This is a genomic window from Companilactobacillus futsaii JCM 17355 (assembly GCF_001435505.1).
GTDB lineage: Bacteria > Bacillota > Bacilli > Lactobacillales > Lactobacillaceae > Companilactobacillus > Companilactobacillus futsaii.
The window spans coordinates 1-12,886 of the sequence record NZ_AZDO01000022.1; the positions used below are offsets into that span (position 1 = coordinate 1).

The following is a 12,886-nucleotide window of genomic DNA, read 5'->3' on the forward strand; positions in this document are numbered from 1 at the left end:
AAAGTGCTCCCAAAGTTGTTAGATTATGTCTAACAATTTTAGAGCACTTCACAATTTACAATTCTAAAATGTTCCCTTTTTTATTCAATGAATAATTTTATTCAGTTTTTGCATCCCCAGAATCATCTTTTTTTGCAGATTTCTTCTCTGGTTTCTTACGATGAATCATTCGATCATCATGCCACTTAGTCAAACTAATCAATGACGACAAGGTCAATGGCAAGATAATAACTAAGATAATCAAACCAAAGATTACACCTAGAGCCACTTGAATCAGAGTTGTAACACCTGAAGGAATCAAGGCAGCAAAGGTACCACTCAAAATGATAGCCGCTGAAATAACCACGGTCCCGATTGCAGTAGCTGCGTTAAGCATTCGATCTTTCAAATCAGACATTGGTTCATCCTTGAATCTGACCATCAAGAAGATACTGTAATCAACACCCAAGGCCATTAACATAATGAAGGTAAAGAATGGTGTATTCCAACTCAATAAGTTATCACCAAGAACACTCTTTGAGAAGATTCTTGTGATACCTAGAGCTGCTTCATAAGCTAACAACAAAGTTCCAATAATTGTCATTGGTTGTAGGATCGATTCAGTTACAACAATCAAGGCAATTCCGATACCAATAGTCATGATCAACGCTGTTCTTCCGAAGTCACCATTAGCTAAAGTTCTCAAATCGTTATTTTGAGAAGTTTCACCACCAACAGCAACTTTAGCATTCTTCAATGAACTGTGCTTTAATTGCGCCTTCATATCAGTTTGAATCGTCTTCAATTGTTTAGAAGTTGTCTCACTATTAGGATCACCCTTAAAGACTAACGTAATTGTAGCAATCTTACGATTGTTATTCATATAAGCATCAAGTGCTGGTTTAAAGGTCTTACTCTTAATAGTTGCTTTAGGTAAATAGAAAGTATCACCGACATAAGACTTACGTAGACCATCCAAATAAGTTTTCATAGTCGTGTTACCCTTGGCGATTGTCTCTAATCCACTGTCAGCAGAAACTAGACCCTCTTCCAATTGTGTTACTTGTGAACTCATTTGTTGAAGTTGAGTATTCATCTGTTGAACACCACTATTAACAGTTGCTGAACCGGTAGCCAAGCTTTGTCCACCACTAGTCAAAGTTGAATTAGATGCTACCAATGTATTCGTTCCACTGGCCAATTGTGACATTCCAGAAGTCAAAGTTGGAATTTGTCCTTGGAGTTGACTCATTCCACTTGAAACTGCACTGGAACCACTGCTCAACTGACTAATAGCACTTTGTAATTGACTAATTTCACCGGCTGCGGCACTAGTATCTTGTCCTGAACTTTGTAATAAAGTCAATAATTGGGTTGCTTGTCCAGACAAAGCATTAACTTGTGACTGTAGCTGGCTTAATCCAGATGTTAATTGTTGCGAACTACTTGTTAAGGTAGAAACGCCACTACTCAATGTTGGTAATTGACTATTTGCACTTTGTAAACCACTATTAACAGTCGAAACGCCAGAAGTATATTGATCAATACCACTAGATAATTGTTGTGCTCCAGCTTGCAATTGACTAGTTCCATCAGCTAACTCTTGTACTTGAGAAACACTGCCACCGATATTGGCGCTTTGCAATTGTGAACTAGCAGAATTCAAACCAGACTTAATCTTTTCAAGTCCCTTAGTTGAAGTATTTAGACCATTAGTAATAGTTACTAATTGATTCTTCAAATACATACTCTTAATCTTAGATCCACCAGGTTGAGTAGCTGAAGTAACAGTTTTAACACCTGGTTCTTGTTTGAGATATTGCGTTAATTTATCAATATCCGCCAAGTTTCCTTGAGATGTTAATTTAGATTTACTTTGAATATAAATCGTTGCTGGTGCTGACATTCCCTTGCTAAAGTGGCTTTGAATAACTTTATAACCATATTTAGCTTGATAACTATCAGGAACTTCATCAGCATTATTGAAGTTCAATGTCGAACTATTATTAACTAAGAAAGGCACTGCTGCTACAGCAATAATTCCCAAAATAACAACTGGGTATGCTAAAGCCGCACGTGATAAGCCGTACCAAATGTGACTCTTGCCACTACCAGCACTGACTTTACTTGGCCAAAACATCTTCTCACCAAGAGCTTGCATGAAGAACATATTCAATGTCAACAAGACAGCTAACAAGACTAGTACACCGATAGCTACTCCAACAGCACTCTGATAGAAGGAGAATTTAGCTAGTGAAAGAACGGAGAATCCGATTAAAACAGAGACCCCACTATAAAGAATCGTTCGGCCACCATGCTTTTGCGCGTCATGAGCTGCTTCTTTAGCCGACAGTCCTCTAGCCAACGCTCCTTTAAAGTAATTATAAAGTAAGATATTATAATCAGTTCCGATACCAAACAAAACTACGACTAAGAATACTTGAGTAAAGTTTGAAATTGGAAAGTTCACTTTTTCTGCAAGATTCATTACGATACTCAACGATGTAACAAAGGCTACACCAACATTTAGTAACGAAATCAATGGCACGATCGGTGAACGGAAAACTAAGATTAAAACGATAAAGATGAAAATTATCGCAATTACTTCAGTTTTTTGAATTCCCCTTTCTGTAACGGTCGAGAATTCATCATTCAATGCATCCGCACCAGTTACATACGTTTTAATACCAGAAATCTTTAATTGATTTTTTAACTTTTTAACTTGAGTCCCAACGGCATTGTCATCTTTAACCGTAACTTGGGCCAATTGTGTCGTTTTGTCTTTGGCAATCAATTGCTTCTTTGTTTGAGCATTGTCACTTGGACCCATGACTTTTTTAATTTTCAGTGATTTTTCATTGCTCAATTTATTTAATTGATTGTCAATTTTAGTTGATTGATTTGGAGTTAACTTGGCTCCGCTACCACTCTTAAAGACAACCGTATACGTTATAACTGACTTATTGCCATTAGCCTTTTTCTCAATCTTTGAGGCTTTTTGACTCTCGGTATAGCTAGGTAACGTGATGGTCCCCTTGTTTCTAACCAATTGTGAAACGTTAGGCATCATTACCAACGCAGCCACTACCACAATAATCCAACCTATTAACGCTAAAAGATATTTATTTTTAATCTTTCCCACAAGAATAGCTACTATATTAAACCACAACCGAGCAAAATATAGTTTTTCCTTTCTCGAATCTATTAATCATAGATAATGCAAGCATCATTGTAATAAATTGATCAAAACTAGTTAATTTAATTTGGCATAATCACCACATCCAAGTTTAGATTTCCCCATGCGTTATCATGCCATATTAATCTTTTTATTACTAGAAATATGCAATACATATCAAGGTTATGAATATCGTATATATACTTTCTGAAAATTCATTCTTAATGATAAAATTGTTATTTTATTTATACAAGAGACAATAATTTTATATTAGCCCATATTTTGACATTTTTTTAAATCTGCAAAATAATAGACACTAGTAGATATGGAATCAAGGAATTTCTTATGTTAGGCTTAGACTAGATTTTATTTGGGGGAAATATTTCATGAAGATAGATGTGAACAAGCACCTGACTTTAGGAGCCAAAAGAACTTTAAAGGCTTTTCGTATTGCTATGTTTGAAGAATTGAGCGAAAAAGATTTCGATAAGATCACCGTAAATGATATTTGCGTACGAAGTGAATATCCTCGTGCTACCTTTTACAATTACTTCGATGATAAAATTGACTTATTGCAATACCTTTGGTCTTACATCGCTAAAGACGTTTTTGAAAGATTAGCAATTACTTCTGAAAATAACACTTTAGTAGACGCCTTTAATTTGTTACTGGGCTTTTTCCACAGCAATGAATCATTACTAACTAATATCAAAGAAAATAATGGTGTTAATTCACATCTTTGGCACAACATGTCAGGGTATTTAAAACATGAAGTCAATAAAGTAGTATATCAATATTGTGCTAACAATCATTCCAATCAAGTTCCTGCAAAAATGTTGTCACGATTTTTCAGTGATTTGTTAATTGGCATGCTTGAATGGTGTCTATTCGATGAACCAGATATCGAGACGAAGACTGCTGATGAATACTTAATTGCGTTATTAAATGGAAAATTTTGACAAAAAAAGAGTTCGCAAATTGCGAACTCTTTTTAATACTTAATTACTTGTTTAGATATTCTTCAACAAGCTTCTTATTATCTTCGTTAGTGATTGATTCATTAACAGCACGGTCAGCTAATGTAGCTAAGTCCTTTGTGCTCAACTTCTTCATCAAACTTCTTACACGAAGTACTGATGTTGCACTCATTGAGTATTCATCAAGACCCATGCTCAATAGTAGTGGAAGCATTGTGTTATCACCAGCAGCTTCACCACACATACCAGCCCACTTACCTTCTTTATGAGCTGATTCAATAACATGTTTGATCAATCTCAAGATTGAAGGGTTATATGGTTGGTATAGGTATGAAACGTGTTCATTACCACGATCAGCAGCCATAGTATATTGAATCAAATCGTTTGTTCCGATACTGAAGAAGTCAACTTCTTTAGCGAATTGATCAGCAAGAACAGCAGCAGCAGGAACTTCCATCATCATTCCTAATTGAATGTCATCGGAAACCTTAACGCCATCTTTAACTAATTTAGCCTTTTCTTCTTCAAAGACCTTCTTAGCATCTCTAAATTCTTGCAATGTACCAATCATTGGGAACATGATACGTAAGTTACCAAAAGCAGATGCACGTAGCAAAGCTCTTAGTTGTGTTCTGAAGATTTCTTGTCTATCCAAACTAATACGGATAGCACGGTAACCTAAGAATGGGTTCATTTCTTCTGGAAGTGGTAAGTATGGCAAGTGTTTGTCACCACCGATATCCATTGTACGGACAACGACTGGCTTACCTTTCATTCCTTCAAGAACTTTCTTGTAGGCTTCAAATTGATCATCTTCAGTTGGAAGTTTATCTGATTGCATGTACAAGAATTCTGTACGATACAAACCGACACCTTCGGCACCGTTATCAATAACACCTTGTAAATCATCAGGAGTACCGATATTAGCAGCAATATCAAAGTGCTTGCCATCAGCTGTAACTGAAGGTTCGTCCTTTAATTTTTCCCATTCTGCTTTTTCTTCGGCAAACTTCTTGGCTAATTCAGCGTAATGTTTGATATCGTCATCAGTTGGTTCAACAATAGCAGCACCGTCTAAACCATCAACGATGACTGTATCGCCTTCTTTAACATCTTTAGTGATTGTATCTGTACCAACAACAGCAGGTAGTTCCAAAGAACGAGCCATAATAGCTGAGTGGGCTGTACGACCACCAATATCAGTAACGAAACCTTTAACATACTTTTTGTTTAATTGAGCAGTATCACTTGGTGTCAAATCATGAGCAACGATAACGACTTCGTGGTCGATCAATGCTGGATTTGGTAATGCTACACCTAATAAGTGAGCCATAACACGTTTTGTGACATCGCGTACATCGGCTGCTCTTTCTTGCATGTATGGGTTGTCTGTCATTCCTTCAAAAATAGCAATGAAGTTTTCTGATACATCATGCAATGCTTGTTCAGCATTAACACTCTTATCTTTTACTTCTTGTTCAACGGCACCCGTAAATTCTGGATCAGCCAAAATCATCTTATGTGCATCAAAGACTTGAGCTTCTTCTTCACCTAGAGATTCCTTAGCGGTATCTCTGATTTTTGTTAGTTCATCATCTGATGTTGAAATAGCATCTTTAAGACGACTGATTTCTGCATCAGCATCTGAAATACTTTTCTTATTGAAAGACAAATCTGGTTGAACTAAAAGGTATGCTTCTGCAGTTGCGATACCATCACTAGCTGCGATCCCTTTAATAGTTTTAACCATTATTCTGCCAAACCTTCCTTTGTCATTGTATCTGAAATAGCTACGATTGCGTCAGCAGCATCGTCACCATCGGCTGTAATAGCAACATCAGCACCTTGGCCAACACCTAGTGACATAACACCCATGATTGACTTCAAGTTTACTGATTTACCTGAAAATTCGATGTTGATGTCTGAGCTAAACTTGCTAGCTGTTTGTACCAACATAGTAGCTGGACGTGCGTGGATTCCTGTTTCTGCAATAATGTGAAATTCTTTCTTTTCCATAATAAATACCTCACCATATAGTTATAAAATTCTGTAGTAATACTACAAATATTCACTAATTAATTTACCATTATCTTTCATTTTTCACAAGGGGCATGCTCAAAAAAAGTGAACTTAAACCAACTGTGATAAGACGTTTAACGCTTACAACACTACTCCCTGAAAGCGTTTATATTATCAAACTTTTTCAAAGAAATTTGAAAAAATATTTTTATTTACTATTAATATAATAAAATTTTCCAATCTCAAGACTTAGCACTTGCATTCGTCGAGTGCTAATTATATACTACCGTTGTATCCTGTGATAAAGGAAAGGTGGGGTGCGTATGTTATGTCAAAATTGTCATAAGAATGAAGCAACAATTCATCTTTATACAAGTGTTAACGGTCAAAGGACAGAAATCAATCTCTGCCAAAACTGTTATCAAAAATTAAGAAATCAAGCTAACGAAGGTATGAATAATATGACACAAAATCCTAACGGTGGATTTTCTAGTTTTGAAGACTTGTTCAACGCCTTAAACGGCGCACAACAACCTAATGCTTTCGAGCAACAAGGTCCCCAAACTCAAACCGGTGGCGGCAATGGTAATGGTCGCAGACCTAGAGGTAACGGAGTCTTAGATCAATATGGTGTCGATCTTACTGACCTTGCCAAAAAAGGACAGATTGATCCAGTCATTGGTCGTGACAAGGAAATTAATCGAGTAATTGAAATATTAAATAGAAGAACTAAAAACAATCCTGTTTTAATTGGTGAAGCAGGTGTTGGTAAAACTGCTGTTGTTGAAGGTCTTGCTCAAAAAATTGTTGACGGCGACGTACCAGAAAAATTACAAAATAAACACGTTGTAAGATTAGACGTTGTTTCTCTAGTTCAAGGTACTGGTGTTCGTGGTCAATTTGAACAAAGAATGCAACAACTTATCAACGAACTTCAAAAGAATAAGAATATCATCCTCTTCATTGATGAAATTCATGAAATTGTTGGTGCTGGTAATGCTGAAGGCGGTATGGATGCTGGTAACGTCTTGAAACCTGCCCTAGCACGTGGTGACATCCAATTAGTTGGTGCAACTACTTTGAATGAATATCGGACAATTGAAAAGGATTCAGCTCTCGAACGTCGGCTTCAACCAGTTCAAGTTAACGAACCTACAGTTGATGAGACTGTTCAAATTCTTAAGGGGCTTCAACCTAAATATGAAGATTATCATCACGTTAAGTATTCTAGTGAGGCTATTATGGCTGCAGCTGAGTTATCAGCTCGTTACATTCAAGATAGATTCTTACCTGATAAAGCCATCGATTTGATTGATGAAGCTGGTTCAAAGAAGAACCTACAAATCAACCACGTTGACATGGCTGACTTGGACAACAAGATATCAGACGCTGAAGTCCAAAAGCAAGCTGCCCTACGTAATGAAGATTACGAAAAAGCTGCTTACTATCGTGATCAAGTTACAAAATTCCAAGATATGAAAAATAGCAACAAAGATGAACCTGCTGGTCAAAATATCGTTACCGATAAAGAAATCGAAAAAATTATCGAAGAAAAGACCAACATCCCTGTCGGTGAATTGCAATCAAATGAACAAGCTCAATTAAAGAACTTGGAACCAGATTTGAAGAAGCATTTGATTGGTCAAGACAAGGCCGTTGGTGATGTAGCACGTGCAATTCGTCGTAACAGAGTCGGTTTTAACAAATCTGGTCGTCCAATTGGCTCCTTCTTGTTCGTTGGACCTACTGGTGTTGGTAAAACAGAACTAGCAAAACAACTTGCTCGTGAACTATTTGGCTCAGAGGATTCAATGATTCGTTTCGATATGTCTGAGTACATGGAAAAGCATTCAATTTCTAAATTGATCGGTTCGCCTCCCGGGTATGTTGGTTACGAAGAGGCTGGTCAATTAACTGAAAAGGTTCGTCGTAATCCTTACAGTCTAGTTCTACTAGATGAAATTGAAAAAGCTCATCCTGACGTTATGCACATGTTCTTGCAAATCCTCGATGATGGTCGTTTGACAGATTCTCAAGGTAGAACTGTTAGTTTCAAGGATACTATCATCATAATGACTTCAAATGCCGGTCAAGGTATGCAAGAGGCTAATGTTGGATTCAGCGCTGAAGCAAATGGGACAACAAATTCAATCATGAATCGCTTGTCCGAATACTTCAAACCAGAATTCTTAAACAGATTCGATGGCATCGTTGAATTCAACTCCTTAACCAAGAACAATCTCTTGAAGATCGTTGACTTAATGCTCGATGACACTAACAAGATGATTGCTGACCAAGGATTAAGTATCCACGTAACTAAAGATGCTAAAGATAAATTAGTTGATTTGGGCTACAACCCTAAGATGGGTGCTCGTCCACTCCGTCGTGTGATTGAAGAACAAATCGAAGATAAAGTTGCCGACTACTTCCTAGATCATCCAAAGGATAAGCAACTAGAAGCACATGTCGACAAAGATGAAATTAAAATTTCTAAGTATAGTGCACCTGATACTGAAGAATAATTAGTGGTGCTAAATAAAAACACGAAGCCAAATGACTTCGTGTTTTTTTGGTTTTTAATTAGTCTTTTTCTGTTTTGAGAACTTTACCTTTTTGAGCATGAATTTGTACTTCAGTTTCAGTATGACCATCGACTACTTTAACTTCCCAAAAAGTCACGCCCAGATTTTGTTCCAGTTTAAATTCAGTTGCTTTTCCACCTTTAGCGGCCTTTTTAGCAATTTGGGCGGCTTTATTAAGAGTAATTAGATTATTCAAATCTAATTTTTCAGTTTTAGCTTCAGAGCGGTCCTCTTCATCTAAAGGTTCCTCTGATTTTTGCTTAACTTTCTTGTTGATGGCATTAATGTTGAGCTGGTATTCAGTAGTTTTATCGGCTCCCTCAATTGTATATACCGGCTTCCCTAGATGCTTTTCCAATTCAATTGAAATAATGTCAGCCTTGGGAAAATTCTTTTGATACAACTTGATGGCTTCATTGACGCTAACTTTAGTCTCGTCTTTTAACTCACTAGTAGTCGTTGAATTATCTTTGGAGCTATTAGATCCATTAGAACAGCCAACGATTACCCCTGTCATCAACAATAAAACGATTCCCAGAAAATACTTTTTCATTAATATCACCCACTTTTATTTTTACATTACCTTAATTATATTGGAATATAGTGATTTTTACCAAAGAAACGAAGTAGATTTTCATCCACTTCGTTTCTTTAAATACTATCTGTAAAGACCCAGTTCAGTTTTGTTTCATAATTACCTGAAGCATTTAATTTTTTGCTATCCAATTCCAAAAGGACTCCTCTATCTGTCTTCCAGCTTAAAGAGGTCATCTCTTGCCCTGATTCGGTTTGTGAAACAATGGCTGAACCAGTCAACAAATCTTGTTCATAATCTTCATCAAAAAATTTTAAGTGGCCTGATAGAGTGCTCTTACTATCTTCACTAACAAAATCACTATCTTGAGAAACTGACAATGTGATTGGCGTTTTATCCCTTCTCATATCGTCAACATCCATAATATTATCGGGCCAATTACTTTCATTGTTTTGGCGGAAAATAATTTTGTCATTGCCAATTGGTCTGATTGAGCCATAATCGATATCTTTAATCGTATACTCTAACTTATTAGTCGTTAAATTCATTGAACGTGGTGTACCAATTTTTTGAACATTTCCACCAGAATCATCGGTCCCAGTCAAATAACCAATTGAACGATAAGATTCACGTTTATTAACTGACCCCACCGTAATGTCAACCATTAAATCAGCTGACTTCTGGATACCTAAATTGATATTTTTTACAATTAAAGTCATTTCACCGGATTCAGCATCTTTTTTAACTTCATAATCTGTATCACTCAATTCTTGATTATCCAAAGTAACTTTATTAATCGTTGTGTTAGCACGTAACGGTAAAGTATACGTTGCATCCTTTAATTGTCCGCTACTACTATTGTTAGTAATCGTAGTTTTAAAGACTACATTGTCATCACTGTTAACATCATAAAGGTTAGTTGAATTATCACTACTGTTGTTAAAAGTCTTATTTTCTAACGTGTCATCTAATGAAATATCCGGTCCTCCATCAGGTAACACATGTAAGGTTGCTTCATTAGTAGTATATTCATAAGTTTTTCCGTTAGCTTTTACAGTGATATAAGCAAAGAACAACGTTCCATCGTCATTTAAAGTCGTCTTCGGAGTTGTATGTGCAATCGCGTTATTGCCAACTTCAATTTCTGACTGTTGATGTGTAATCGGATCTTCTTTGAACCAACGAATCGAATAATTCATATCTTCTTGCTCGTCAAATTCGCCAATATTACCCATCAATTCAAATTTAGCAGTTTCACCAGCTTTGACAGTCTGGTCTTCCAACCCACCACCGACAGTCACTTCGGTACTACCTGAAACTTCAGTTCCGTCATTGTTAATGGCTGTAGCTGTTACCGTAACGACTCCTGATTTAGTTCTTGTATTAGCAGTAATCAATCCTGAATCTTCATCGATCGTTGCTAAATCAGTATTATCAATGCTCCATTTTATGTCACCAGTAAAATTGGATGGTGTGACTTTAGCATGAGCATAAGTTGAAGTGGTCGTAATTTCTGACTCATAGTTATAAATATAATCATCATCGACACTTACTTCGATATCGGTCGCTGAAACGTGTTTATCTAAAGCATGAACCGCTGCAACTTTTGAATAAACGGTTGGTGCTAGAGGCGTAGAAATAGCCATATACCACTGTACCTCTTGTTGATAGTATTTTGTACCAACTTCAGTAGGCGTAACAGTTAAGTTTTTCTTTGTTCCTCCATTCTTTCTTGAGACTTCAGTCCATTTTGTTCCATCAGTTGTTTCATACCACTGGTAGTGTGCCCACGATGTTATCGTAAATAATGTCGTCCAAAACGATCTACCTTGGTCAGTTCTCAAAGTTGTGGAACTATCAACCACAGTATAGTTATTAGATTGAGGCTGAAGGTTGTATCCAGATGACATCCAAATACCTAAGAACTTCTTAACGTCGCCAGTTGGTGTTTTATAAGGTGTGATATCTTCCACGGGAATCTCTTCATTGGCTGATACTTCTCGTTGAATCTTATCCGAGAAAAGACATGCAGCCATAAATGTTAACATGGCAATCAATAATGCCCATTTAACGTTTAATTTCTTCATGATGAAACCCCTTTCTTCATATTAGCGAAGAAATTATATCATGATACAATTAGTATATTAATTCACATTACACAATATTATTTTTATAAAAATGATATATGTTTTAAGATTATTTAATTGACTTCTGAAAAAAACGTGTTCCATGGTTTTTAACCAAAATGAAATGTTAAAAAATTCTTTACAGTTTATTATTTTTCCTTTAAATATCCTTAAGATAGCTACATAAAGGGAATCCTACCGATTTATTCATGTTAAAATGACAATAATTTAATGTTAGAAGGGAATTATTATGGGAAAGAAAACTCGCCAACGCCCTTTTTCCCATAATGGGGAAAAGACTATGGAAAATGATGTATTATCACCAAAAGTAAAAAAATTAACCCGCGATGATATTGAGATCAAGGTCCACTATGTCAATTCTTTGGGTAAAGACATCGCCAAACCAGTCACTATCAAGGGACACTATTTAGATAAGTTAGATATTCCTTGGCAAGAAATACCTGGATACGTTTTGTCCTCGGTAACTAATTTCCAACAAACTTTCATCCCCAATTCTGATGGAATTTATTTGGTTTATGCTAACCAACTTTCTGCCCCAGTCATCGTTTATCATCGTAATACTGAAGGTAATTTGATTTCTGATCCACAATACTTAGTTGGTGACTTAAATCGAGAATTTGACACACAGCCTTTAGAAGAGGCCAACCATTTCTTAGTTCACTCACCTAAAAAGCCTCGTGGTCAATTCACATCTAAAGTTCAAGAACAAGAATATATTTACAATGTTCTTCCTATTAAAGAGTATCGAACTAACAAAGACTTATTTGTGGAAACTTCTGATAACGTTAAAGTCTTCAATCAGCCACTGAATAAAGTTCCTCTGGAAAAAACTTTACCCTATGGAACATCTTGGAAAGTCTATCGTGCTGTTCAAGAAACTTACAATGGAACGATTTGGTACAACTTGGGTGGTAACACTTGGGTACCTAGTACCGAAAGCATTGCTACAAAGATCATCAAACAAACATCTCCTCGTCAAGAAATGCTGAACAGTCCCCTTTCTCAAGCTGCTGAAAATATCAGTTACACTTATTCAGTAATCGACAGTATGCCCATCAACAAATCCGTTAAAGTAATGTACTATCGTGACCAATACATTACCGCTTGGAAAACTCCTTATGGCGACATGGACAATCAACGTTACCAAGGTGGTCAAAACGTTTTTGTTAAACAATTAGTTCAACTTGACAACTACAGTGTTTGGGCTGAATTAAAAGATGGTTATTACGTTGAAAGTAAATATTTAAATATCTAGAACCAAACAAATAAGCATCAATTCAGATAAATAGTTAATGCAAACGACTATATCTGAATTGATGCTATTTTTGACTCTGAATTATTTGAAATAAACCATAAATGACGTTATCTAGTCGGTAGTGGCAGCTTTGTGGATGCTCAGTACTGAAATTTCACTTAGCAATTTATTGCTTAGTGAAAGGTCAATCTTGGAGATGATTCCCGGTTTTGGAATT

At 36.3% G+C, this 12,886-nt stretch carries 8 protein-coding genes; 3 read left to right on the forward strand and 5 right to left on the reverse strand.

Features of this window, described 5'->3' with window-relative positions; genetic code table 11:
* Positions 1–97: 97 nt before the first annotated feature.
* Entirely contained in the window at positions 98–3,121 is a 3,024-nt protein-coding gene (locus FC88_RS02490) for an MMPL family transporter (RefSeq protein WP_057812446.1), read from the reverse strand.
* Positions 3,122–3,540: 419 nt separating this feature from the next.
* Here FC88_RS02490 and FC88_RS02495 point away from each other — a divergent pair, with 419 nt between their 5' ends.
* Positions 3,541–4,113 carry a TetR/AcrR family transcriptional regulator gene (locus tag FC88_RS02495; RefSeq protein WP_057812449.1) on the forward strand — a complete coding sequence of 191 codons (573 nt, stop codon included), beginning with the start codon at positions 3,541–3,543 and terminating at the stop codon, positions 4,111–4,113.
* A gap of 43 nt (positions 4,114–4,156) precedes the next feature.
* On the opposite strand, the gene ptsP is transcribed toward FC88_RS02495, so the two are convergent.
* Positions 4,157–5,881, reverse strand: coding sequence for a phosphoenolpyruvate--protein phosphotransferase (ptsP, locus tag FC88_RS02500; protein WP_057812451.1), 1,725 nt, complete (start codon positions 5,879–5,881; stop codon positions 4,157–4,159).
* Positions 5,881–6,147 carry a phosphocarrier protein HPr gene (locus tag FC88_RS02505; RefSeq protein WP_057812453.1) on the reverse strand — a complete coding sequence of 89 codons (267 nt, stop codon included), beginning with the start codon at positions 6,145–6,147 and terminating at the stop codon, positions 5,881–5,883. Before FC88_RS02505 ends, ptsP begins: the two co-directional genes overlap by 1 nt.
* 326 nt (positions 6,148–6,473) lie before the next feature.
* On the opposite strand from FC88_RS02505, the gene FC88_RS02510 reads away from it, so the two are divergent.
* Entirely contained in the window at positions 6,474–8,672 is a 2,199-nt protein-coding gene (locus FC88_RS02510; RefSeq protein WP_057812455.1) for an ATP-dependent Clp protease ATP-binding subunit, read from the forward strand.
* 58 nt (positions 8,673–8,730) lie between these two features.
* Here the strand turns inward: FC88_RS02510 and FC88_RS02515 are convergent, their stop codons facing one another.
* Positions 8,731–9,285: a PepSY domain-containing protein gene (locus FC88_RS02515; protein ID WP_057812456.1), complete on the reverse strand. Its 555-nt coding sequence runs from the start codon at positions 9,283–9,285 to the stop codon at positions 8,731–8,733.
* Between the two features lie 98 nt (positions 9,286–9,383).
* Complete coding sequence (locus tag FC88_RS02520; protein ID WP_057812458.1) at positions 9,384–11,354, reverse strand: hypothetical protein; 1,971 nt, start codon at positions 11,352–11,354, stop codon at positions 9,384–9,386.
* Positions 11,355–11,694: 340 nt separating this feature from the next.
* Here FC88_RS02520 and FC88_RS02525 point away from each other — a divergent pair, with 340 nt between their 5' ends.
* On the forward strand, positions 11,695–12,669 hold the full coding sequence (locus FC88_RS02525; RefSeq protein WP_230083871.1) for a MucBP domain-containing protein: 975 nt from the start codon (positions 11,695–11,697) through the stop codon (positions 12,667–12,669).
* The last annotated feature ends 217 nt before the right edge of the window (positions 12,670–12,886 follow it).

Bases quoted from the DNA above. Each gene is read 5' to 3' on its own strand.
- FC88_RS02495 (WP_057812449.1), top strand. From the start codon at position 3,541: ATGAAGATAGATGTGAACAAGCACCTGACTTTAGGAGCCAAAAGAACT.
- ptsP (WP_057812451.1), bottom strand. From the start codon at position 5,881: ATGGTTAAAACTATTAAAGGGATCGCAGCTAGTGATGGTATCGCAACT.
- FC88_RS02505 (WP_057812453.1), bottom strand. From the start codon at position 6,147: ATGGAAAAGAAAGAATTTCACATTATTGCAGAAACAGGAATCCACGCA.
- FC88_RS02510 (WP_057812455.1), top strand. From the start codon at position 6,474: ATGTTATGTCAAAATTGTCATAAGAATGAAGCAACAATTCATCTTTAT.
- FC88_RS02515 (WP_057812456.1), bottom strand. From the start codon at position 9,285: ATGAAAAAGTATTTTCTGGGAATCGTTTTATTGTTGATGACAGGGGTA.
- FC88_RS02520 (WP_057812458.1), bottom strand. From the start codon at position 11,354: ATGAAGAAATTAAACGTTAAATGGGCATTATTGATTGCCATGTTAACA.
- FC88_RS02525 (WP_230083871.1), top strand. From the start codon at position 11,695: ATGGAAAATGATGTATTATCACCAAAAGTAAAAAAATTAACCCGCGAT.